We start from the raw sequence: 23,582 nt of genomic DNA, 5'->3' as shown, positions 1-23,582 counted from the left end.
GGCTATACCTGCTGGGCTCGGAGGAAGACGCCGGTGCGGTCGAATTCGGCGACCACCTCCGAGCGGGCGGAGACCACGTTGGCGACGATGCGGATGTCGCGGCCGAAGCGGCTCACCACGATGGCGGTGACCTGTCCGTCGGGGATTTCGCTGCGCGTGCGGGCGGTGTCGACTATGTCCTCGATACGCGAGAGGCCGGGCACCTCGCTTATCGTGAAGTTCTCGCCGTCCAGGTCGTCGAAGGAGGAAACCCGCACGGGGCGTGGGGCACTCAGGTCGCCGAGGGTGAAAGCGTAGTCGTCCATCACGCGGGACAGACCGGGCGGCCGGACACGCAGGCGGACAGTGGGTTCGCGGGCGGTGAAATCGCTTCCGGCGAGGAAGTCGGTCACCTGGGCAGGCTGGTTGTTCAGGACGAGCCGGAACTGGGTGGAGTTCGGTGCCGTGAGGAGGATAACGTTCACATCCGGGTCGCTGGCGTCGATGCGCTGGGCCAGCGCGGCGATCGCGGCCTGCGGCAGGGCGCTCACCAATCCGCCGCCGCGTGTTCGAATCTGGTCCTCGAAATCCGCGCGGTCCACCGCCCCGATACATCCGCTGGTACCGCCCACCACAGCCAGGCACAGCAGGACACGGAACCAGTTGCCACGGTGCATGTCCCGAATGTTATGCGTTGCAAACCGGTTACGCTGGGTCGCTCCTCGAACGAATTTGCTCGCCGGTGTGCTGTCCTGCTGATACATCAACGGGTATGGAGCAGTTTCTGGTTACCACCAGCGTCGGAGCATCCGGGTGAAACACTGGTTCGCGTCCACACCCGAAACCCCACCCCTACGGCAGCGGATCATGACACACCGGCATCAGATTTACTGAGCCAACATCAGATTCCGTGCCCTTGGCATCAGACTGATTGAGTCAGCATCAGTTCGACTGAGCCAGGACACGCCAGCACCTGAGACGCGATAGCGTTCTGCATCAACAGGCTTCAGCCACTTCGGCTGGGCCTTTGTTGTTTCCTAGAGGCTTTCGGCGATTCACCGGAAGCCTTTCGTTGTTTTGGAGGGCTCATGTCAGCACAACTCGCCGCGCTCGTTCCACCGGCAACAGCGATCGCCACTGGCTGGTTCATCTTCTGGGTGCAGTTGCCGAGGCTGGTTACCTCCAGCGCGTTGCATTGCCAGACCTCGCAGCGCACTGCGCGACACGATCCGTCGGATAGCAGTCAAGCGTCTCGTCGCAGATCCCGCTCGATGTGCGACGGGTCAGCCGTGATTCGGAGTGCCGACCTCGCTCGGCGCCTACCGAATTCGGCGCTCCCGGTGCTACGCGGTGGGCAGGGCGGCGACACTCTCCGGCGTCCAGTGTGGTCGGTGGCGAGCACTAGGTTGCCGATGCATGCCCAGCCGGTCCTACTTTCGGAGGTTGCGTCTCGATTGTCGTGTCACCCAGGCTGAAGCGGGACCGTAACAACACATCGAAGGAGCCTGCTCATTGTCCAGGTCTGAAGGTTGGGATACTGCCTGCGCCGCAGGCGAGAGGTACGTGGCACAGGGCCAGGAGGTGAGCGACGATGCGACGAGCGTCGCGAGCGCTCGTCAGACCCCAGCAGCCGGATTGCCTACCCTCCTTCAGGGCGTGAAGACCAAGGGCGGATTGATTCTCACGGGTGGGCTGGCGGTGTTCTTCGCCGCAGTGGTCGGCCTGCTTCTCACCGGGCACGACTCGATCATGCCGTCCACGGACTCCGATGATCGGCTGCCGCTAGCGGGCGCGTTGTTGCCGGTCGCCGCGGGCTTGCTGCTGGTACGGCTTGTGCCGCCGCGCGCATCCAGGATCGCGCCAGAGGTTGTCGGAGACCGGGATGGGCTGATCCGAGAGACTGCGGTAGTCGCCGCGGTGGCGGTGCTGATGCCGTTGATATTGTTTGTGCTCATCGCCGCTGGCACGTCCAGCGACATCGTGCAGGGCGTATGGGCCCTCGGCAAGCCGGTATTCTTCCTGCTTCTGCCCTGGTTTGCATTCAGAGCGTTCCGCACGGCGTATGACGCATCGAAACCGCACAGGGTGCAACACTGGTGGTGGCCGCGGCAATGGTGGCGTTGGCTCGCACCGATTCCCGCGTTGCTGATCTTCGGCTACCTCAGTCTGGTCGGGCCGTTCTCTGGTCCGCTCCCGAGTGCGGAGGACTACCCGGATCCGGTGGCGCTTGTCATCGGTGCCACGGTGACCGTGTTCACCGCCAATATCTGCGAGGAAGTGTTCTACCGTGTCATGTTGCAGACTCGGCTGGAGGCCCTGTTCGGTCGCTGGCCGGGAATCGTGCTCGGCGCGTTGCTGTTTGCCTGGCTGCACCTTCCGACGCATGGACAGGGTTCGGCCGTACTGACCGGACTGCCTCTGACACTAGGGGCCATCGTGGCGTTCCAAGGTACCTACGCCCTGTTCGCTGGGTATCTTTGGGCGCGGTATCGCAATGCATGGGCGTTGGTGGCCGCGCACTCCATCATCAATACCTTTCCGTTGCTACTGATGTAGGCCCAAGAGCGCCGGACGAGGTGTGCGGCGTTGCATCGTGGGCGGTTTGCGGGGTCCGGGCGACGACATATTTGCCGTTCCCGCGGGAATCGATGCCCTCGCCGATGCGTGCGACCGTGCACCGCAAAGGCGGCTCGTGCGGGGCGCGGTAGTACGGGTGCCAGCCGCCGGGGGTGGCGATCGTCCATGTCGGCGGTGCGTGCCGGGGAAGATGGGCGGCGAGCCGAACAAGGGCCTCGGTGAGATCGTCAGCGGGTGGGGTCATGTGGGCCGCCTCGAGATCGATGACGTGCAGCCCGGCCGGGCCGGCGGCGATCGCGACGTTGTAGCGCGGGTTGTAGCCCCACCAGCGGTGGATGCGCGCTTGGTCGGTGCTGGCGAGTTCGGGCCCGCGTTCGATCGAGGGGATCGGCTGGACCCGGAATCGGTGCCGCCGCGCACCCTAGCGTGGGGCGTGGCTTCGGATCAGGCGAGTTGCCGGTCGACCGCCGAGGGATCCAGGATCTCCTGGATCACCATGACGGCGGCGCCGATGACGCCCGCCTGATCTCCGGTTTGCGAGTGGACGATTCGCAGATTCTCGGTAGCCAGGGGCAGTGATCGCCGGTAAATGGATTCGCGGATGCCCGCGAGCAGCAGCTCGCCCGCCTGCGCCAGGCTGCCGCTGATCACGATCAGTGCCGGATTGAACATGTTGACGCATGTCGCCAGCACGTCGCCGATAGTGCGGCCCGCCGCGCGCAGGATCTGGCCCGCAACGACATTGCCGCTGCGGACGATGTCGACGATTTCGGCGTTGGTTTCGACGTGGAGCCCTTTTTCGCGGAGGAGGGCGGCGATCGCGCCGCCGCCGGCGATCGCTTCGAGACAGCCGGTATTGCCGCAGCGGCACGGGACGTCGGGGGAGTTGTGCCCGGGGATGTGGCCGATGTCGCCCGCCGCGCCGGCTGTGCCGCGATGCAGCCGGTAGTTGCTGATCAGGCCCGCACCGATGCCCGTGGCGATCTTGACCAGGATCAGATGGTCCACGCCGGGGTAGGCCGTGCTGTGCTCGCCGAGCGCCATGAGGTTGACCTCGTTGTCGACGAGCACAGGGACGTCGAAGTCGGCGCGCACGCGACCGGGCACGTCGAACCCGTTCCAGCCCGGCATTATCGGAGGATTGGCCGGGCGGCCGGTGGCATGTTCGACCGGACCGGGCAGCCCGATGCCGACGCCCGCGACCTGCGACACGGGGATCTCCAGCTCGGCGAGCAGAGCCTGCCACTGCTCGACCAGGCTGGCCAGGACGGTATCGGGGCCGTCGGAGATATTGAGCGACAGCTTGTGCACGGCCAGCGGGGCGCCCGTGAGATCGTTGACCGCGACCACGGCGTGGGTCGCGCCGACCTCGGTGGTGAGCACCACGCGCGCGCGGGTGTTGAAGACGAACAGGTCGGCCGGCCGCCCGCCCGTTGATATGCCGCTGTCCGCTTCGGCCACGAGGCCGGCGTGCAGGAGCATGTCCAAGCGGGTGCGCACGGTGGACCGGGATAACCCGGTCGCGGAGGACAGTTCGGCGCGTGTGCGCGGTCTCCCGTCCCGCAGGAGTTGCAGCAGGTGTCCCGGTGAGGCTGCGTTGGTCGCGAGTGCTTCGGCCACCTGTCAAGTTAATCAGACCGGAAGAACTATGTGGGGTTGGCGACCATCTTGTATCCAATCACCAGCCAATAGATCTGATCCGCCAACAATTATGGGGCTGCAAGACGATGCTTTTGTGGAGCCGAATCAGACTTTTGCGTTGACCTTGTCATAAGTGACCACCTACGGTCTGTGCATGTGGGACATAGGAATCAATACCTGGGTGTGGGCCTCGCCGCTGACCGACCGTGACGTGGCCGAGTTGGCTCCGAGAATCCGCGATTGGGGCTTCGATGTCGTGGAGTTGCCCGTGGAATCTCCCGGCGACTGGGACCCGCACCGGACGGCGGATCTTTTCGCGGAGATCGGTCTGAAGGCATCGCTGTGCCTGGTCATGCCGCCGGGCAGAGACCTTCTCGACCCCGACTTGGTCGAGGAGACGCAGGATTACCTGCGGCGGGTCGTGGACGCGGCGCATATCGTCGGCAGTCCGGTGGCGGCCGGCCCGGCATACAGCTCGGTCGGCCGCACCTGGTGGATCGCGGACAGGCCGTCGCTGTACGCGCAGTTGCGGGCCGGTCTCGCCCCCGTCGTCGAGTACGCGGCGTCGAAGGATGTCCGCATCGCGGTGGAGCCGCTGAACCGGTACGAGACCAGCGTGCTCAACACGGTCGAGCAGGCGCTGGAGGCGTTGGACGGGCTGCCTGAGCGGGGGTGGGGTCTCGCGCTGGACACCTATCACATGAATATCGAGCAATCCTCCTCTGCCGCAGCAGTTTCGGCTGCGGGCGCGCACATCGCCCATGTGCAGGTAGCCGGGAACGACCGGGGTGCGCCGGGCCGGGATGGTCAGGACTGGGCCGCGTTCCTGCGCGTGCTGGCCGACACGGGCTATCGAGGTCCGCTGTGTGTCGAATCGTTCACGCCGGAGATTCCCGCGATCGCCACTGCTGCCCGTGCGTGGCGACCGGTGGCGGCGTCGCAAGACGCTCTCGCCACTGACAGCCTGCGGTTTCTACGCTCTGCCATCGCCCGGCTCGACGGCTGAGTGCCCGTTCCGCCGAGCCTACGCGCACGAATTGTCGCCGAGATTCATACTTTTGATTGACAGTCGACAAAATGACCCATACCGTTCGCCATATGAATGTGACGCACAGAACAGTGGTGGCCGGCAGTGGCAGCGTCGGTTCTCCCACGGTGCGAGCGGCGGTGGTGGGCGCGGGATTCATGGGCCGGGTGCACGCCGAGTCCGTGCGGCGCGCGGGCGGTGCAGTCGTCGCGGTCGCATCGAGCAGCCCGTTCACCGTCGAAGCGGCGGCCGAGACACTGGGCGCCGACCAGGGCTACCCCAGCGTGGAGGTGCTGCTGTCCGATGCGGAGATCGATGTGCTCCATGTCTGTGCGCCGAATGCCGTGCACGCCAGCGTGACTCGCGCCGCGCTGGCCGCCGGTGTGCACGTGATCTGCGAGAAGCCGCTCGCGACCGGAGAAGACGATGCGGCCGCTCTGGTCGCCGCCGCGGCCGGGAAGATCGCCACCGTGCCCTTCGTCTACCGGTTCCATCCGATGATCCGCGAGATGCGGGAGCGGCTGGCCGCCGGCGAGGCGGGGTTCCTGTCGACGATCAGCGGCGGCTACCTGCAGGACTGGCTGTCCGAATCGACCGATGACGACTGGCGGGTCGACGCCGAATTGGGCGGCCCGTCACGGGCCTTCGCCGATATCGGCTCGCACTGGTGCGATCTCATGGAATTCGTCACCGGTGATCGCATCGCGCGGTTGTCTGCGCAGACCGTGGTGGTCCACGAGCGGCGCGACACGACTACGGAAGACGTTGCGACGGTGCACTTCACGACCGTCTCCGGCGTAGTCGGCACCCTCCTCGTATCGCAGGTCGCCGCGGGCCGCAAGAATCGCCTGCACATCGAGGTGTCGGGCACGGAAACGAGTTTCGGCTTCGACCAGGAAGACCCGGAACGGCTGTGGGTGGGACGGCGGAAGGGCAATCTCATGCTGCTGCGCGATCCGGACACGCTCTCCGCCCCGGCCGCCCGGTACTCGCGGCTGCCCGCCGGACACTCGCAGGGGTATCAGGACTGCTTCGACGCCTTCGTCGCCGACACCTATCGCGCGATCCGCGGAGAGGAGTGCGCGGACGGGCTGCCCACCTTCGCGGACGGGCTGCGCGCTGTCCGCATTACCGACGCCGTGCTGCGATCGGCCGCCGACGGCGGCGAGTGGACCGAGGTGCTCCCATGAGCGAGCGCAGCGAGCGAACGATAAACACAGCCGAGCACTCGCTCGTGCCGGAGCCGAGCGCCAGCGAGGCGCAGGCATGAGCGAGGTGCTGGTCCGGTTGGAGGGAATCGCCAAGAGCTTCCTGGGCGTCCCGGTATTGCGCGGCGTAGACCTGGACCTGCGCGCGGGTGAGGTGCACGCGCTGATGGGGGAGAACGGCGCGGGCAAGTCGACACTGCTGAAAGTGCTGGCGGGCGTGCACCGGCCGGACTCCGGCCGGATTCTGATGGGGGACAACGAAGTCACCTTCTCCACACCCCGCGACGCGCAGGCGGCCGGCATCGCGATCATCCATCAGGAACTGAACCTGTTGCCCCACCGGACCGTTGCGCAGAACGTCTTCCTGGGGCGCGAACCCGTGAAGCGCGGCAGGGTCGACAGGCGAGCGATGGAGGCCGAGACTCGGCGGCTGCTCGAGTGGCTGGGGGAGGAAGGCATCGAACCGGCGGCCGAGGTGGCCGGACTGTCCGTGGCGCAGCGGCAGGTCGTGGAGATCGTGAAGGCGCTGTCTACCGACGCGGCGGTGCTCGCGATGGACGAGCCGACCGCCGCGCTGGCCGAGCAGGAGGTCGAGCTGCTGTACGACCTGGTGGCCCGGCTGCGGGAGCGCGGGATGGCGATCCTGTACGTGTCGCACCGGATGCGCGAGGTGTTCGACCTCAGCCAGCGCGTCACCGTGCTGAAAGACGGTGCGTTCGTGGCGTGTTCACCGACCGGCGAGCTGACCTCGGACCAACTCGTCCGGCAGATGGTCGGCCGCCCACTCGCAACGCTCTATCCGAAGCGGGCGGCCGAACCGGGGCATGTCCGCATCGCCCTGTGCGGTGCGGGCAACGGGCGGGTTCGCGACCTGACCTTCGAGGTGCGTGCGGGGGAGATCGTCGGGCTGGCCGGGTTGCAGGGATCGGGGCGGTCGGCCATCGCGCGGGCGATCTGGGGTCTGGAGCCGTTCACGAGCGGCGTCCTCGAGGTGGACGGCAAGCCGACGCGAATCTCGAACCCGCGCAGCGCGGTTCGCAATGGAATCGGATTCGTCACCGAGGACCGCAAGGGCGACGGGCTGGCGTTGCGGCAGTCGGTGCGCGACAATGCGCTGCTCGTGCGCCGCGCCGCGCTGCGGGGGGCGGCGGCGCGGCGGACGTCGGACCTGACGGAGCTGCTGAGTTCGGTCGCGGTCGCGGCGCGCGGCCCGCATCAGGAGGTGCGGTACCTATCCGGTGGCAATCAGCAGAAGATCGTACTCGGCAAATGGCTCGCGGTGCGGCCGCACATCCTGATCGTGGATGAGCCGACGCGAGGTATCGATGTCGGCGCCAAACAGGCTGTCTACCAACTACTTCGCGACTTGGCGGGTGACGGTGTGGCTGTCCTGATGATCTCCTCCGAACTGCCCGAGCTGATCGGCATGAGTGATCGGATCCTCGTCATGCATGAAGGAGCCCTGGCGGGCGAGTTGCCCGCCGGTGCGTCCGAAGAGGCCGTCATGGGACTGGCCACTGGCCACGGGATCGGAGAGGTCGCATGAGCACGGTGGCGGAGAAGATCCCGGTCGTGCGCCGCGCCTTCGTGCCACGGCGAAGATTCGTGGTCACGCCGACGGTGTCGGTGTATCTGGCGCTGGCGGCGCTGCTTGTGATCGGCAGCATCCTGGTGGGCATGCGGGGAGGGGTGCTGCTGGATGAGGGCGGCATCTTCAACATCCTCACGCGCAGCACGGTATTGGGCCTGGTCGCCGTCGGACAGACGATGGTCGTGATCACCGGATCACTGGACCTGTCGGTGGCCTACCTGATCGGACTGTGTTCGCTGGTGGCCGCGCAGACCATGGCGGGCCGGCCCTCGATGGTCGTGCCCGGCGTGGCGGCGGCCCTCGCGGTCGCGGCATCCGTTGGGCTGCTCAACGGATTGGTCATCACGGTGCTACGGGCGAACGCCTTCATCGCCACCCTGGGTGTCGCGCTGATTCTGCGCGGATATCTGCAGGAGAATTACACCGGCCCCGCAGGCAGCGTCCCACGCGCTTTCGAACACCTCGGATACGACCGGATCGGCCCCATCCCGCTCGCAGCATTGCTGATGCTGCTGAGCGCGGCCGGTGCGTGGTGGTACATGCGACGCACCCGGACCGGCTACCACATGTACGCCGTGGGTGGCGATATCGAGGTCGCTCGGATGTCCGGTGTCCGGGCGTCCCGCACCATCATCACCGCACATGTGTTGTGCGCGTTGATGGCCGGGCTGGCGGGGGTGTTCCTGGCCTCGCGCCTCGGCTCGGGTGCACCGTGGGTCGGCACCGACGCGGGCTACGACCTCGAGTCCATCGCCGCCACGGTGCTGGGCGGTGCGGCGCTGAGCGGCGGCCGCGGTGGTGTCATCGGCACTATCGGCGGTGTGCTCATCCTCGCGACCCTGGACACCATCTTCGATGACCTCGCCGTCGACCCCTTTTTCAAGAACGTCGTGCGCGGTGTCGTGCTGATCATCGCGGTGGCGCTGTACGCCCGCCGCATGCTTTCGAGGAAGGCATCATGAGCGTGCAGTGGCGCCCGAGACTTGCCGAAGGCACTGCGCCGGTGCTGACGATCCTCGTAATCCTGCTGGTGGCACTGGCACTCGCCGGTACCGCGTACACCGAGGCGGCCGGTTACCTGGCATTGCTGAAACGGGCTGCACCCCTGGTGATTCTGGCGATCGGACAGTATTTCGTGGTCGTATCCGGCGGCTTCGATCTCTCGGTTGGGTCGCTGGTGACCGCCGAGGTCGTGATCGCGGCCCGGCTGATCAACGGCGACGACGGCAACACCGCCCGGGTGATCGTGTTGTTGCTCGGTTTCGGCGTCCTCGTCGGCCTGGTGAATGGCCTCATCACAACCAGGCTGCTCGTACCGTCGTTCATCGTGACTCTCGGAATGCTGCTGGTCCTGGATGGCGCGGTATTCCTGTGGACCGGTGGCGCTCCGCGCGGTGACCTGTCGCCGTCGTTCCGGACACTCGGTCGTGGCAGCTTCGATTTCCCGCTGCTCGGGCAGGTGCCCTGGTCGGTGCTCATCCTGATCCTGGTGCTCGCCGGCGCGGTCGTGTTCATGCGCAGCGGCACCGGGCGAACGCTGGTGGCGGTGGGCGACAACGAGCAGACGGTCCGGCTCGCGGGCGGCCGAGTCGACCGCCTACGCCTGCTGGCGTTCGTACTGTCCGGATTGCTCGCCGCGCTGGCGGCGATCCTCCTGGGCGGATTCGCCGGAGTATCAGCGCAAATCGGGCGCGGTCTGGAGTTTCGGGCCATCACCGCCGTCGTGCTCGGCGGCGTGCTCCTCGGAGGAGGCCGCGGCTCGGTCGTCGCCGCTGCGGCGGGCGGGGTGTCGCTGGAAGCGATGTTCTCGCTGTTGCATCTGCTCGGTGTATCCGGCGGGCTCGAATCGGCCGTGCAAGGCGTGATCATCATCGCGGCCATCGCCTACGCCGCGCACGGCGCGAGCCTGCGACGCCTACTGCGATTCCGCAAACCGGAACCGGCCCTCACCTAGACCGATCTCACGCAGTAGCAAGGAGAAACATCAATGAGAACCACTTGGGCCATCGTGGCAGCGGCCGCCGTACTCGCACTGGCCGGGTGCTCCAGCGACCTACCCGACAAAGGCACGGGGAACACCTCCAAATCCGCGGCGAAGTCCGAGTTCTTCGACCGTGGCGAGTTCGATCGCCAGCTGGCCTTCCGCACCGCCCAGCCGGTCGGGCTGGACGGCGGCGACTCGCACGACAAGCCCTGGGAGCAGATGCTCGATCCCACGATGGTCGACACCGCGAAATACGCCAAGCCGGGCGGCAATTACAACCTGTGCTTCTCCAATGCCTCGGTGAACAACCCCTGGCGCCAGGTGGGTTTCAAAACCATGCGTGAAGAAGCCAAGCTCCACCCCGAGATCGGGAAACTCACCGTGCTGGACGCGGGAGCCAAGGACGACAAACAGATCAGCGACATCCAGTCGTTCGCGACCCAGGGGTGCAGCGCGCTGATCATCTCACCCAATACCACCGCGACGCTGACCCCGGCCGTGGAGGCGGCGTGCAACACCGGCGTTCCGGTCATCGTCTTCGACCGCGGCGTGAAGACCAATTGCCCGGTGACGTTCATCCATCCCATCGGCGGCTACGCCTTCGGTGCGGACGGCGCGGAGTTCCTGAAGCAGAAGGTGCCTTCTGGCGGAAAGATCCTCGCGCTGCGGATCCTTCCGGGCGTGGACGTGCTGGAGCAGCGGTGGGCCGCAGCCGATCAGGTCTTCGCGGGCAGCGGGCTCGACATCGTCGGCGTGGAGTTCACCGACGGTGACGCGGCCAAGACCAAGAGCATCGTGTCCAGCTATCTGCAGCGCCAGGGAAAGATCGACGGCATCTGGATGGACGCGGGCCAGACCGCGGTCGCCGCCGTCGAGGCGTTCCAGGACGCGGGCGTCGCGCTGCCCGCGATCGTCGGCGAGGACCAGCAGGACTTCCTGCGCATGTGGAACAAGGAGAAGCTGACCGCCGTCGCCCCCACCTATCCGGCCTACCAGTGGCGCACGCCCGTGATCGCGGCGCTGCGGATTCTGGAGGGCAAACAGGTTCCGCGGGAATGGGTGCTGCCGCAATTGAAGATCACCCAGGACACGCTGCCCAACTACATCAAGGCGGATATGCCCCCGCTGCATTACGCCATGTGCGGTTGCGAGGCCATGCCGGGCTATCCGGCTCCGTGGAAGTGACACAGGTAATCCCGGAGGAGTTGGACCTATGAGCCGACCGGTCACCTTGTTCACCGGGCAATGGGCGGATCTGCCGTTCGAGGAAGTGTGCCGCCTCGCCGCCGACTGGGGCTACGACGGACTGGAGATCGCATGCTCCGGCGACCATTTCGATGTCGGCCGGGCGATGACGGAGAGCGGATACATCAAAGAGAAGCTCGCTCAGCTGGAGCGCTACGGGCTGAACGTATACGCGATCTCCAATCACCTTGTGGGGCAGGCCGTCTGCGACGACCCGATCGACTTCCGGCACCAAGCGATTCTGCCGAACCGGATCTGGGGCGAGGGCGAACCCGAACGCGTCCGGCGACGCGCCGCGTCGGAAATGGCCGACACGGCGCGCGCCGCCGCGATGCTGGAGGTGGACACCGTTGTCGGATTCACGGGTTCGAAGATCTGGAAGTACGTGGCGATGTTTCCACCGGTCCCGGGGGAGGTGATCGATGACGGCTACACCGACTTCGCGCGGCGCTGGAACCCGATCCTCGATGCCTTCGACGACGTGGGCGTGCGCTTCGCCCACGAAGTGCACCCGTCCGAGATCGCCTACGACTACTGGACGACCGCGCGCACCCTGGAGGCGGTCGACCACCGTCCCGCGTTCGGACTCAACTGGGATCCCTCGCATTTCGTCTGGCAGGACCTCGATCCCGTCGCCTTCATCCTGGACTTCGCCGACCGCATTTACCACGTCGACTGCAAGGACACGGCGAAGCGATTCGACGGCCGCAACGGCCGCCTCGGCTCGCACCTGCCGTGGGCGCACCCCAGGCGCGGATGGGATTTCGTATCGACCGGCCACGGCGACGTGCCGTGGGAGCAATGCTTCCGGGCACTGAAGGCCATCGGATATTCCGGCCCCATCTCGGTGGAGTGGGAGGACGCCGGAATGGATCGCCTACGGGGCGCCCGAGAAGCCGTCGGGTTCGTGCGGAGTTTGCTGTTCGAGCCGCCGGAGTCGGCGTTCGACGCAGCGTTCGCCCGTACCGACGGAGCTTGATGAGGGGCGGTCGAACAGTCCACCCGTCAGACTGCGCAGGTGGACTGTTCGACCGAAACCTACAGGGCCACTGTGAGATTCATACTGTGGCCGCACAGCTCATGCGCGCCGAACGTCCGTCGCCACGCGGCGCATGCGCGGGCCACGGCTGCGCCGCGTAAGTGAGGGTGACCAGCTACGACGTGATCGTGTTGGGCGCCGGCTCGCCGGGTGAACACTGCGCAGGCGAGTTGGCCGACGGGGGAGCGCGGGTCGCCGTCGTCGAACGCCAGTTGGTCGGCGTCGACCGTTGCCGTCTTTACGGCGTCGGGGGAGACGGTAACCACGGTGACCAGTCCCCCTCTGGGTCGGTCGTTTGCCCCACCTCGATCAGATAGCCGTCGGGATCGCGGATGTAGCAACGAATCTCGTACTGGTGCTGCTTCGGCGGTGTCAGGAATTGAGCACCGCGGGCACTCCATTCGGTGTACACGGCCTGGATGTCTGCGACCCGGAGGTTGAGGAAGCTGCTGACTCGGTCGGGGTCGCGTGGCGTCTCCAGGGTGACTGCGGGCTTGTCGTCGGTCGGGCCTCCACCGACATTGATGATGACAAAGCTGTTGGCCAGTGCGACATAGGTGGGTCCGCCGGAGAAGACCACCCTGCCGCCGAGTACTTCGGTGTAGAAACGCCGAGAACGCTCGACGTCGTCCGATACGATGAAGTGGGCCAGCACAATTCCCTCTTCGGGCTGCATGAGTTCGGCCAACTTACACCTCCATTGGTTGGGGCCTCACACCCGCTTCCGACCGGGTCTGAAGCTGCCTTCTGATTTCGTGGATTCTGCGGTGGGCTTGTCAGGGTGTGGTGCGATAGAACTCGGCTGCTGTGAAGGTGGCGGGCACGGCGAGTTCGGCGGCGACTGCCGTGATCGCGTGGTCTGCGACGGTGAGATCGGCCCGGCCGTCGATCGTGAAATACGGTGCGATAAAGGTCTCGTAGTGGGCGCGGACCTCGGCCTCGGTGTGCCGCCCGAGAAAGGTCCGGAGGTACCGCACGGTGGTGTCGGGATCGTTGTGGATAACTTGCACGGCGCGTCGGTGAGCTCGTACAACGGCCTGGACAGCGGGACCATCGGGCTGGACGTGGGTCGGGTCGACGGCAACACCCACGGTGGGGATCTGGAAGTGGTCGCCGACCCAGGCCACCATCCGCCAGCCGCATTCGGCGGCTATCGCCTCCGGGGCCATGGTGCTGCCGACGAACGCGGCATCGATCTCGCCGTCGCGCAATCGACGCAGGTCCATGCCGTAGTCGCCGGGTGGCCGGACGACGCAGTGGACGTCGTGGTCCGGGTCGAGACCCGCTCCGCGCAACACGATGCGGGCGAAACATCCTGGCGCGGTGTGCGGTTCGTGTACCGCAAGACGTCGACCGGCCAGATCGGTCAGGGAGCTCACGTCCGGGTGGGCGAGGAACCAGAACAGTGGGCGCTGGGTGTTGACGGTGAGCGCGACCCAGGGGATGCCGTCGGTCAGCCGGGACAGCAGCGCCCGGCCGAGCCCGATGGTGGCGCCGCGACGCAGCCGCTGCTCGTCCCAGGCGCACCCGTCCCGCAGTGCGACGTGCACGTTCTCGTCGGCGTAGAAATCCTCCTGGTCGGCGATGTAGGCGGCCAGTTCCTCGTGCAGGCCGCGCCCGACGAAGGCGAGATCGATGGTGTGCATGACCTTTCCCTCCGAACCTTCGCTCAGTACATGGCCATTCCGCCGTTGACCGCGGCGGTGGTGCCGGTCATGAAGGAGCTTTCTTCGCCCGCATAGAAGGCGACCGCGCTGGCGACGTCGGCCGGGAGCGCCAGGCGACCGAGGGGGGTGGCGGCCACCTGCCGCCGCGTCAGCTCCTCGTCGAGCACCTGCGACATCCTGGTCTCGGCTACGGGACCGGGCTCGACGACGTTGACGGTGACGCCCGCCGGGCCCAGTTCCTGCGCGAGGTAGCGGGCGAACTGTGTGAGCGCGGCCTTGGCCGTGCCCAGTGCGATCATGCCCGCGCGGGGTCTGCGGCTCAGGCCGGTGCCGAGATAGATCAGCCGTCCCCAGCCCTGATCGGTCATCGCGGGCAGGACGGCCTTGGTGACGACGAAAGCCGCGCGCATCTCGTCGTCGAGCTTGCCGCCCAGTTCTGCCCAGGTCATCTCCTGGAATGGTTTGATCGCGTACGGGGTGAGTGCGTTGTGCACCAGAATGTCGACGTCGCCCCACGCCGCCCGGACGCGTTCGATCAGGGTGTCGACGGCCGCCGCTTCACGCACGTCGGCCGGTACGGCCATGGCCTGGCCGCCCGCGGCTTCGATGTCCGCCACGACTTCGTCGGCGGCGGCCGCGCTGTGCAGGTAGTTGACCACCACGCGCAGTCCGCGCGTGGCCAGCAGGCGCGCGGTGGCCGCGCCGATTCCGCTGCTCGACCCGGTCACGAGAGCCACCCGTCCGGTTGCCTCGGTCATGAATCTGCCTCCCTGTCGCCGCCCCGGGCGAGCTTGTCTTCCAATTCCTCAGGAGGCAGTTCGTCGAACCTCCTGAGAACCTCACCCGTCGCAGGATTCGTCGTTGTGATAGCCATAATCCACAGTAGGGCCGCCGCATATCGCCAGCAATTCACCTATTTCGCCCTCGCCCGCCCCGCAGAGAGGCGCGCTCATTATCGGCAGCCATACCTTCCAGGTCAGCGGCAGGCATGCGAATATGGCGATATCGGAAGAAGCGGCCGACGTCAGAAGCCGATTTCTGCCCCCGCGCCACACGGTTTGAGTCGCCTTTTTGTCGCCTGTCAGCGAAAGCGAGGCACACGTGATGCAGCTGCCACCAGTACCGCGATTAATGCCTGCACTGCCTGTACCTCGAAACAAACCCCACCAGCAAACACGCAGTTGATCGACGGTCGAGCACCCTGTCCTCGGCATGAGCGCTCACTCGTTCCGACGAGCCACAACGTCTCCGCCGCCTGAGCGTCCGTGATCGGGCCGGTGGTGGTTATCGGAATCAGCGCGGGCGGTCCGGCACCCGCCCGCGCCCGCGGGGCTCACAGTTGTACTGCGAGGTACTTGGTTTCGAGGTACTCTTCGATGCCGGACGCGCCGCCCTCGCGGCCCAGGCCCGAGGCCTTCACCCCGCCGAACGGGCCGCCCGGATCCGAGACCAGGCCACGGTTCACCCCGACCATGCCGGTCTCGAGCCGCTCGGCGAAGCGCAGCGCCCGCGAGAGGTCGCGTGTGTACACGTATCCGGCCAGGCCGAATTCGGTGGCGTTGGCCCGCTCGAGGGCCTGCTCCTCGGTGCTGAAAGTGGTGACCGCCGCCACCGGTCCGAAGATCTCCTCGTGGGCGATCCTGGCGGTGCCGGGCACCTCGGTGAGCACGGTGGGGCGGTAGAAGTACCCGTTCCCGCCGAGTGCCTTGCCACCGACGCGGATCCGGGCGCCCCGGGCGACGGCGTCGTCCACCAGCTCAGTGACCTTGTCCAGCTGCTTGGCGTCGATGAGTGGTCCGACGGCGCTGGCCGGATCGAAGGCGTCACCAACGACCAGCTCCTCGAACCGCCGCACCAGCCGCTCGGTGAATTCCTCGGCGATAGCTTCGTGCACGAGGAATCGATTTGCCGCGACGCAGGATTCGCCCGCGTTGCGCATCTTCGCCAGCATCGCGCCGTCCACCGCCGCATCCAGCTCGGCGTCGTCGAACACGATGAACGGTCCGTTGCCGCCCAGCTCCATCGAGGTGCGCAGCACCCGATCCGCGGCCTGGCGCAACAGGATCGAGCCGACCCCGGTGGATCCGGTGAACGACACCTTGCGCAGCCGCGCATCGTCCATCAGCGCCCGCGATTGTGCCGCGGCGTCCAGCGTCGGCAGGTAGTTCACCACGCCCGCAGGCACGTCCAGCTCATGGCAGATCTGCATCAGCAGTGCCAGTGTCAGCGGTGTCTGCGGTGCGGGCTTGACCAGGCAGGTGCAGCCGGCCGCGAGCGCTGCGCCGATCTTGCGGGTGGCCATCGCCAGTGGGAAGTTCCACGGCGTGATCAGCAGCGACGGACCGACCGGCTGTTTGGCGGTCACGATGCGGTAGCCGCCGTTCGGCGCCGGGGCGTAGGACCCGGTCAGGTGCGCGGCCTGCTCGGAGAACCAGCGCAGGAACTCCGCGCCGTAGGCCACCTCGCCGCGCGCCTCGGCCAGTGGCTTGCCCATCTCCAGGCTGATCAGCGCCGCGAAATCCTCTGTGCGCTCGATGATCCGGTCGAAGACCCGGCGCAGCAGCTCCGCGCGATACCGCGATGTTGTTGCGCCCCAATCTCGCTGGGCCGCGTGCGCGGCGGCCAGCGCGTCCTGCGCATCGGCCACGCTCGCGTCGGCGACCTCTGTGATCGCCGAGCCATCGGCCGGATTGTGCACGGAATACCGTGCGCCCGTGGATGATTCGCGCCATCGGCCATTGATGTAGAGCTCGCGCGACAGCGCCTCGACCAGCGCTAGTGCGGACTTACGGTCGTGAACCATCACCGTTCTCCTTCCGGTGCTCGACGTTGTGAGCTCAGCCATCACGCCTCCCGCACGCGTTCGACGCTGGCCCGCAGCAGCTCGGTCAGCTGCGCGGGACTCGGCCGTAGCGGGGTGTTGTTGGTCACCGCGTCCTCGAGAGTCTTGGTGACCAGCGTGTCGATCAGCTCCGCGCCCACACCCAGCTCGCCCAGGCTGGTCGGCAGGCCGACCGCGGCGGCGATCTCTTCGATCCGCCGGGCCGCCCGTTCGCCGTCGCCGTCCAGGTCCAGCACTCGCAGCAGGTCGGCGTACTTGGCCGGGGCCGCACCGGCGCCGAACGCCAGCGCCGGGCCCGCGATCGAGGCCAGGGCGACGCCGTGTGGGGTGCCGGTGGTGGCGGTGATCGAATGACCGATGCCGTGCACCAGGCCCAGGCCGCTGAGCGACAGCGCGCGCCCGGCCAGGTGCGCGCCGATCAGCATGCGGCTGCGTGCCTCGATGTCGGTGCCGTCGGCGACCGCGTCGGCCAGGGCCGCGGTGGTCAGCCGCAGCGATTCGGTGGCGTAGGCGCGCGAGAGCGAGGTGGCGCCCTGGGACAGCAGCGATTCCGCGCCGTGGATGATCGCGTCGAAACCGGCCGCAGCGGTGATCGCGGCGGGCAGGCCGACCGTCAGCTCGGCGTCCAGGACGATCAGCTCGGGGGTGGTCGCGGCGGTCCCGATGTACACCTTGCGGTGGTCGGCGCTTTCTATGACGCCGAAACCGTTGGTCTCCGCGCCGGTTCCGGCGGTGGTCGGGATCGCCGCAAGCGGGACCGTCGGTGCGTCGAATTCCTCGGAGCCGTTCAGTGATTCGGCCGACAGCGAGGTGTGGGTCAGCAGGGCGACGGCCTTCGCGGCATCCAGTGCCGAGCCGCCGCCGATCGCGACGAGGTAGTCGGCGCGGGCATCGCGCGCGACGGCGGTGGCCACGTCCAGCGAGGCGGTCGAGGGATTCGCCGGAATCTCGCTGTGGATGGTCACCCCGACCCCGGCCGCGCCGATCGCGGCGGCCAGATCGTCCACCATGCCGGTCTTGCGCAGCCCCGGATCGGTGACGATGAGGACCTGGCGGGCGTCGCGCTCGTGCAGCAGCCCGCCGAGGCGGGCCACCGAGCCGGCCCCGGCGATCACCCGCGGGAAGGTGGTGATGTCCCAATTCTCCGCGTGCACGGAATGCGGGTAGCCGCAATGATGTTCGCCCGTGCTCATGCCGCCACCTCCGCAGCCTTCGCCTGCCGCAACTCCAGTGCGGCGTACTCCTCGGCCAGCCGGACCGGGATCATCTCGCCTGCGTCGGGCCCGAACTTCGCCAGCGCGGTGCGGTAGATCTGCTCTACGTGCGCGGACAGCGGCGTCGGCACCCCGACGTCGCGGCCCAGATCGATGGACAGCCCCAGGTCTTTGCAGGCCAGCTTCATCGCGAACGACTCGTCGTAGTCGCCGCCGAATACCGAGGGCAGGTCATTGGCCAGGAACGAGCTCGCCGCGGGGCTGGCCAGCAGCGAAGTGTGCAGCACGCCTAGATCCACCCCGGCCTTGACCCCGACGGTGAGTACCTCGGCGGTGGCGACCAGATGCGAGAACCACAGCTGGTTGATCATCAGCTTCACGGTGTATCCGGCGCCGAGCCCGCCCACGTGCAGCACCCGCTCGGGATCGCCCATCACGTCGAACAGCGGCCGCACCCGCGCCAGCACCGTGGCCTCGCCGCCGACAAAGATCTGCAGCATCCCGGACGCGGCGCCCTTGGCCATCCCGGAGACCGGCGCGTCGAGCCGGGACACCCCGCGCTCGGCGAGCAGCTCGTCCACGACGCGGGCCGCGGCGGGGGTGGAGGTGGACATGTCCACCCACACCGCGTCGGGCCGCAGCAGTGGGGCCATCTCCCGGATGACCGCCTCCACCTGGGGCGGCCCGGGCAGCATGGTGATCACCACGTCACAGGCGGCGGCCAGCGCGGCGATCGAGTCGGCGCGCTCGGCGCCGAGATCGACCAAGCGCTGCTCGGCCACGGCGTTCAGGTCGTGCACCAGCAGGCGATGCCCGGCGGCGATGAGATTGGCGGACATGTGCCCGCCCATATGGCCCAGGCCGATGAAGCCGATGAGCGGGGCTGGGTTCTGCGTCATATCAGTCATTTCCGAGTTCATTCCCAGTTGAGCCAGGTGGTCTTGAGTGCGGTGTAGGCGTCGATGGCGTGCAGCGATTTGTCGCGCCCGAGGCCGGTGTCCTTGAAGCCGCCGAACGGGGTGATCACACTCGACTCGTCGAAGGTGTTGACCCACACCGTCCCCGCCCGCAGCTGCCGCGAAACCCGGTGGGCGGCGGCCAAATCCGCGGTCCACACCGCGGCGGCCAGGCCGTAGCGGGTGTCGTTGGCCAGCGCCACACCCTGTTCCTCGGTGTCGAACGTGGTCACGGTCAGCACCGGTCCGAAGATCTCCTCCTGGGCGATCGCGGAGTCGTTGTCCACGTCGGCGAAGATCGTCGGCTGCACGTAGTAGCCGCCGGATTCGGTGCGCACCCGGTTACCGCCGGTCACCAGGCGTGCGGTGCGGCGGCCCTGCTCGATGTAGCCGACCACGGTGGCGAGCTGATTCGCGTCGGCGATGGCGCCGAATTGCGTGTTCTCGTCCAGCGGATCGCCCGGCACGAACGTCTTGGCCGCGAATTTGGTTATCCGCGTGACCAATTCGTCCGCGAGGGATTCGTGCACGATCAGGCGGGAGCCGGCGTTGCAAGTCTGCCCGACGTTGTAATAGATGCCCCAGGCCACGGCCTCGGCGATGCGCTGCAGGTCCCCGGCGCTCTCGAGCACCAGCTGCGGCGACTTGCCGCCCGCCTCGATGGCGACCGGCTTGCCGTTGGATTCGGCGGCGTACTGCTGGAACAGCCGCCCCACCCGGGTGGAGCCGGTGAAGGCGATCTTGTCCACGTCCGGGTGGCGGCCCAGGGCCTGGCCCGCGGTCTCGCCGAGCCCGGTGACGACGTTCAGCACGCCGTCCGGCAGGCCCGCCCGCTGGGCGGCCTCGGCCAGCACCAGCGCCGAATGCGGCGACTGCTCGGCCGGTTTGAGCACGAAGGTGTTGCCCGCGGCCAGGGCCGGGCCGATCTTCCACGCGGCGATCATCGACGGGTAGTTCCACGGCACTACCGCGCCGACCACGCCCAGCGGCTCGCGGGTGATCAGCGCCAGGCGCTTGGCGGGGGCGGGCGCGATCTGGTCGTAGGTCTTATCGATCGTCTCGGCGTACCAGCGGATGGTGTGCACGGTGCCGGGCGCGTCCACGGCGAGGGTGTTGGCGATCGGCTTGCCGACGTTCAGCGTCTCGGCCAGCGCCAGGCGCTCGGCGGCGAGCTCGATCTCCTCGGCGAAGCGCAGCAGGTGCGCTTTGCGCACGGCCGGATCCAGGCCCGACCAGCGCCCGTCCTCGAACGCCCGGCGCGCCGCGGCCACGGCGGCGTCGATGTCGGCGGCCTGCCCGGATGCGACCACGCCCTGCGGGTGCCCGTCGATCGGCGAGAACTTCTCGAAGGTCCCGCCGTCCGCGGCATCGGCGAACTTCCCGTCGATGAACAGTTGATTCGGCAGGTCGGCCCGCGCCGCCCGCTCATGCCAGTTCACAACGCCCATCTGCGGCATGCCTCCTCGTCGAGTTCGGCGCCGATGCCGGGGGCATCGGGCACACGTACGAATCCGTCGCTATCGATGTCGACCGGGCGGCGCAGCATGAAATCGCGCCGCTGCGGGGTCCAGCCCGGCGGGTCGTAGGGGAATTCGAAGTACGGTCCGCCTCCGACCCCGGCGGCGACGTGCAGATTGGCCAATACCCCGATGCCGTTGGTCCACGAGTGCGGGGTGAACCGGCGATTCTTCAGCATGGCCAGCTCGGCCAGAGTGCGCGCCCGCAGCATGCCCACCGCGAGCACCACGTCCATCTGATACACGTCCAGCGCGTCGTGCTCCAGGTAGTCCACGACCTCCGACACCGAGGAGATCATCTCCCCGGCCGCGACCCGCACCCCGGTCTCGGCGCGCAGCCGGCGCAGCCCGTCCCGGTCGGCATATGGGAGCGGCTCCTCCACCCAGAACACGTCCAGGTCCCGCAGCTGCTCGACCGCGCGGCGGGCGGCGACGAAGTCGTGCGGCGTCTGGGTGTCCCCGGCCATCCGCCAGGACTGGTTCAGATCGACCATGATCTGCATCGAATCGCCCACCGCCTCGCGGGCCGCGCGCACCGCCGCGAGCCCAGCGGCGAAGTTGTGCGGATCCACGCGGATCTTCATGGCCCGGAATCCGGCCTCGCGGATGGCCAGAGCGGACTCGGCGCGCTGCTCGGGGGTGCGCAGCTCACCGGTCGAGGCGTAGGCGGCCACCCGATGCTGGGCGCCGCCGAACAGCCTGGCCACCGGCATGTTGGCGGCCTTGCCGATGATGTCCCAGAACGCGACCTCGAGCGGCCAGAAGCGGCCGGCGTGGAAGTTGATCGTCTCGATCCGCTTGACCTGCTCGACGATATTGCACGGATCGGTGCCGATGAACAGCTCCTCGAAGGGCGCGAAACCGTCCATGGTGTCGCCGGATCCAATACCGACCAGTCCCTCGTCGGTCTCCACCTCGACGATGGTGGCGTCGAAATGCCTGCGCGGCACCGGATCCCACGCGGCGAAGAAGGGCGGGTCAAGCTCGAGCCGGAGCTTGCGGGTGCGAATTGCGGTGATTTTCATGGGATCTCCTCCGCGTGCGACTCGGTGCCGGGGGCGCCGCCGTCGGCCGGGGTGAAGAACGGGTTGGCGATCTGGCCGCGGGTCTTCAGGACGGTGTCGACATCGGGGTGGCAGAGCGCGCCGTTGGCCAGCGCGGTGGCGGTGGCCAGGCGGTTGTTGCGGTAGACCGCCTCGGCGTCGTCGGCCTTGGGGTTGACCCAGACCGCGACGATCAGGCGCAGGTCGGTGACCTCGTCTGGGGCGATGGTGCCCGCCGCGACCGCGTCGGCCACGCCGGCGGCGACACCGGCCTGCGCCGGGCCCCAGATCAGCTCGCCGTGCCGGTCATCGACGGGCGCGGCCTTGGAGACGAAGACGGTGAACGGCTGTACCGGCACACCGGGCCGCATGATCACGACGAAGCGTTCGTAGCCTGCCGACGGTGTGGCCAGGCTGGTGGTCCACGCCGTTTCGGCGGCGCTGCCGCGCGGACCGAGAACGGTATTGATATGCGCCGCGTTGACGCCGGGATCGATGAATGATTCGCCGAGTTCGACGCCGGTGTGCCGGGACATTCTTGTCACCTCCGAAGGTATTGCGGACAAAGGTGTTTCAGGCGACCTGGGGCTTGCGCGCCGAACTCGCCACGGGCTGTGCGGAATCGCCGGCGCGGATGACGCCGCGGGCGGCCTTGGAGCTGACCTCGACCAGGGAGCGGCCGGTGGTCTCCGGCGCCATGTACTGCGAGGCGATCGCGCCCGCGACGCACACCGCGCCCATCACCGCCATGGTGCCGCCGACGCTCCAGTGGTTCAGCGCGATCGGGAGCAGGAAGGTGCCGGTAGCCGCGCCGATCCGGCTGACCGAGCTGGAGAATCCGACGCCGCTGGTGCGCACCGCGGTCGGGAACAGCTCCATCGGGTACACGCCGCACAGGATCGAGGCCACGCCGTAGGCGAACAGGTAGACGAAGAACGAGATCGCCACGATCAGCCGCGGCAGCGAGGCGTCGAAGGCGACGATCAGCAGCGCGATACCGGTGATCCACAGCGGGATGATCAGCAGCCTGCGGCGGCCGACCCGCTCGATCAGGAACCAGCCCAGCACCGCACCGGCCAGCGCGACGAACGTGCCCAGCAGCGCCGAGGCGATCGGGTTGTTCATGTGCAGCGCCTTCAGCACGTCCGCCTGGAAGAAGATGATCGCGAAGTAGGGCAGCACCAGGCAGGTCCAGAACACCGAGACGAACACGGTGCGGCCGATGTAGTCGCGGGAGAAGATGGTCGAGAACTTCGCCTCCTCGGGCTGCTCGGACTGGAAGTCACCGGATTCCAGCGACCAATCCAGCTGCGCGAGCACGGATTCCGCCTCGTCGCGGCGACCCTGCGACAGCAGCCAGCGCGGCGACTCGGGCAGTCCGTGCCGCGCGATCAGGCACAGCGCCGCCGGGATCACCGCCGAGGCCAGCACCAGCCGCCACTGATCCGGGTAGGCGCGGGTGATCAGGTAGCCGATCAGGAAGGCCACCACATAGCCCACGTTCCAGGCGATTTGGAGGAACGAGGTGAGTCGGGCACGCAGCGAGGTGGGGGAGAACTCGGTGATCAGCGGCGAGCCGATGGCATAGTCGGCGCCGACCGCCAGGCCCATGACCAGGCCCAGCACGAACATCTGCCACGAGGCCTGCACGAAGAACATCAGCACCGAGGCGATCGCGAATCCGACCAGGTCGGCCAGGAACATCGCCCTGCGGCCGACTTTGTCGGTGAGCCAGCCGAAAGTGGTTGCGCCGACGAAGATTCCGATCAGCGTGGCGGATGAGATCAGGCCCGCCCACGTCGAGCTGACGTCCAGATCGTCCTTGAACGTCTGCAGCGCCATCGTCACGCCGATGACGGCGAAGATGTAGCCGTCGATGAACATTCCCCCCGCCGTCACAGCGGTCAGCCGTTTCAGGAACCGCCAGGCCTTCGGCCCGACGACGGGTTCGGCGGGGTTGTGAAGTTCGGCGCTCGTCATTGCAATGCTCTCTTCCTGCAACGTGCTACGGCGCACGGGAGAGACGCACTGTGAGCCGCAACACTTCGATCG

At 67.5% G+C, this 23,582-nt stretch carries 21 protein-coding genes; 8 read left to right on the top strand and 13 right to left on the bottom strand.

Annotation, left to right across the window (positions count from 1 at the left end; genetic code table 11):
* Positions 1 to 2: 2 nt before the first annotated feature.
* On the bottom strand, positions 3 to 656 hold the full coding sequence (locus AB0J29_RS12265) for a hypothetical protein (RefSeq protein ID WP_364783532.1): 654 nt from the start codon (positions 654 to 656) through the stop codon (positions 3 to 5).
* A gap of 835 nt (positions 657 to 1,491) precedes the next feature.
* Here AB0J29_RS12265 and AB0J29_RS12260 point away from each other — a divergent pair.
* Positions 1,492 to 2,535, top strand: coding sequence for a CPBP family intramembrane glutamic endopeptidase (locus AB0J29_RS12260; protein WP_364783529.1), 1,044 nt, complete (start codon positions 1,492 to 1,494; stop codon positions 2,533 to 2,535).
* On the opposite strand, the gene AB0J29_RS12255 is transcribed toward AB0J29_RS12260, so the two are convergent.
* Positions 2,507 to 2,935, bottom strand: coding sequence for a bifunctional DNA primase/polymerase (locus AB0J29_RS12255; protein ID WP_364783842.1), 429 nt, complete (start codon positions 2,933 to 2,935; stop codon positions 2,507 to 2,509). The genes AB0J29_RS12260 and AB0J29_RS12255 overlap by 29 nt on opposite strands.
* Before the next feature lie 65 nt (positions 2,936 to 3,000).
* Entirely contained in the window at positions 3,001 to 4,176 is a 1,176-nt protein-coding gene (locus AB0J29_RS12250) for an ROK family transcriptional regulator (RefSeq protein WP_364783526.1), read from the bottom strand.
* A 175-nt stretch (positions 4,177 to 4,351) separates the two neighbouring features.
* Between AB0J29_RS12250 and AB0J29_RS12245 the strand changes: the two genes are divergently transcribed.
* From AB0J29_RS12245 to AB0J29_RS12215, 7 genes are all read left to right on the top strand, one after another.
* A complete protein-coding gene (locus AB0J29_RS12245; protein ID WP_364783523.1) occupies positions 4,352 to 5,203 on the top strand; it encodes a sugar phosphate isomerase/epimerase family protein in 852 nt (283 codons plus the stop codon).
* 71 nt (positions 5,204 to 5,274) lie between these two features.
* Positions 5,275 to 6,414 (top strand): Gfo/Idh/MocA family oxidoreductase, encoded by a 1,140-nt coding sequence (locus tag AB0J29_RS12240; protein ID WP_364783520.1) that lies wholly within the window; start codon positions 5,275 to 5,277, stop codon positions 6,412 to 6,414.
* A gap of 76 nt (positions 6,415 to 6,490) precedes the next feature.
* A complete protein-coding gene (locus AB0J29_RS12235) occupies positions 6,491 to 7,978 on the top strand; it encodes a sugar ABC transporter ATP-binding protein (protein WP_364783517.1) in 1,488 nt (495 codons plus the stop codon).
* Positions 7,975 to 8,985 carry an ABC transporter permease gene (locus AB0J29_RS12230; RefSeq protein ID WP_364783514.1) on the top strand — a complete coding sequence of 337 codons (1,011 nt, stop codon included), beginning with the start codon at positions 7,975 to 7,977 and terminating at the stop codon, positions 8,983 to 8,985. Before AB0J29_RS12235 ends, AB0J29_RS12230 begins: the two co-directional genes overlap by 4 nt.
* Positions 8,982 to 9,977 carry an ABC transporter permease gene (locus tag AB0J29_RS12225; protein WP_364783511.1) on the top strand — a complete coding sequence of 332 codons (996 nt, stop codon included), beginning with the start codon at positions 8,982 to 8,984 and terminating at the stop codon, positions 9,975 to 9,977. Before AB0J29_RS12230 ends, AB0J29_RS12225 begins: the two co-directional genes overlap by 4 nt.
* 33 nt (positions 9,978 to 10,010) lie before the next feature.
* Positions 10,011 to 11,192 carry a substrate-binding domain-containing protein gene (locus tag AB0J29_RS12220; protein ID WP_364783508.1) on the top strand — a complete coding sequence of 394 codons (1,182 nt, stop codon included), beginning with the start codon at positions 10,011 to 10,013 and terminating at the stop codon, positions 11,190 to 11,192.
* A 28-nt stretch (positions 11,193 to 11,220) separates the two neighbouring features.
* On the top strand, positions 11,221 to 12,231 hold the full coding sequence (locus tag AB0J29_RS12215; protein WP_364783505.1) for a sugar phosphate isomerase/epimerase family protein: 1,011 nt from the start codon (positions 11,221 to 11,223) through the stop codon (positions 12,229 to 12,231).
* A 298-nt stretch (positions 12,232 to 12,529) separates the two neighbouring features.
* On the opposite strand, the gene AB0J29_RS12210 is transcribed toward AB0J29_RS12215, so the two are convergent.
* From AB0J29_RS12210 to AB0J29_RS12165, 10 genes are all read right to left on the bottom strand, one after another.
* Positions 12,530 to 12,979 carry a VOC family protein gene (locus AB0J29_RS12210; protein WP_364783502.1) on the bottom strand — a complete coding sequence of 150 codons (450 nt, stop codon included), beginning with the start codon at positions 12,977 to 12,979 and terminating at the stop codon, positions 12,530 to 12,532.
* Positions 12,980 to 13,067: 88 nt separating this feature from the next.
* The gene (locus AB0J29_RS12205) at positions 13,068 to 13,937 is read right to left on the bottom strand and encodes an ABC transporter substrate-binding protein (RefSeq protein ID WP_364783499.1); all 870 of its coding nucleotides are present in this window, start codon (positions 13,935 to 13,937) and stop codon (positions 13,068 to 13,070) included.
* Between the two features lie 23 nt (positions 13,938 to 13,960).
* Positions 13,961 to 14,716 (bottom strand): SDR family oxidoreductase, encoded by a 756-nt coding sequence (locus tag AB0J29_RS12200; RefSeq protein WP_364783496.1) that lies wholly within the window; start codon positions 14,714 to 14,716, stop codon positions 13,961 to 13,963.
* 575 nt (positions 14,717 to 15,291) lie between these two features.
* A complete protein-coding gene (locus AB0J29_RS12195) occupies positions 15,292 to 16,761 on the bottom strand; it encodes an NAD-dependent succinate-semialdehyde dehydrogenase (RefSeq protein ID WP_364783493.1) in 1,470 nt (489 codons plus the stop codon).
* A gap of 41 nt (positions 16,762 to 16,802) precedes the next feature.
* Positions 16,803 to 17,993, bottom strand: coding sequence for an iron-containing alcohol dehydrogenase (locus AB0J29_RS12190; protein ID WP_364783490.1), 1,191 nt, complete (start codon positions 17,991 to 17,993; stop codon positions 16,803 to 16,805).
* Entirely contained in the window at positions 17,990 to 18,934 is a 945-nt protein-coding gene (locus tag AB0J29_RS12185; protein ID WP_364783487.1) for an NAD(P)-dependent oxidoreductase, read from the bottom strand. The genes AB0J29_RS12190 and AB0J29_RS12185 overlap by 4 nt, the downstream gene beginning before the upstream one ends.
* Positions 18,931 to 20,418 (bottom strand): aldehyde dehydrogenase, encoded by a 1,488-nt coding sequence (locus AB0J29_RS12180; protein WP_364783484.1) that lies wholly within the window; start codon positions 20,416 to 20,418, stop codon positions 18,931 to 18,933. The genes AB0J29_RS12185 and AB0J29_RS12180 overlap by 4 nt, the downstream gene beginning before the upstream one ends.
* On the bottom strand, positions 20,406 to 21,512 hold the full coding sequence (locus tag AB0J29_RS12175; RefSeq protein WP_364783481.1) for a mandelate racemase/muconate lactonizing enzyme family protein: 1,107 nt from the start codon (positions 21,510 to 21,512) through the stop codon (positions 20,406 to 20,408). Before AB0J29_RS12175 ends, AB0J29_RS12180 begins: the two co-directional genes overlap by 13 nt.
* Positions 21,509 to 22,066 (bottom strand): formaldehyde-activating enzyme, encoded by a 558-nt coding sequence (fae, locus tag AB0J29_RS12170; protein WP_364783478.1) that lies wholly within the window; start codon positions 22,064 to 22,066, stop codon positions 21,509 to 21,511. Before fae ends, AB0J29_RS12175 begins: the two co-directional genes overlap by 4 nt.
* Positions 22,067 to 22,103: 37 nt before the next feature.
* Complete coding sequence (locus AB0J29_RS12165) at positions 22,104 to 23,510, bottom strand: MFS transporter (protein ID WP_364783475.1); 1,407 nt, start codon at positions 23,508 to 23,510, stop codon at positions 22,104 to 22,106.
* Positions 23,511 to 23,582: the final 72 nt, after the last annotated feature.

Source organism: Nocardia sp. NPDC049707 (assembly GCF_040674855.1).
Taxonomy (GTDB): domain Bacteria; phylum Actinomycetota; class Actinomycetes; order Mycobacteriales; family Mycobacteriaceae; genus Nocardia.
The sequence above is the reverse complement of the archived record's forward strand: the minus strand, read 5'-3'. Positions and strand labels throughout refer to the sequence as shown.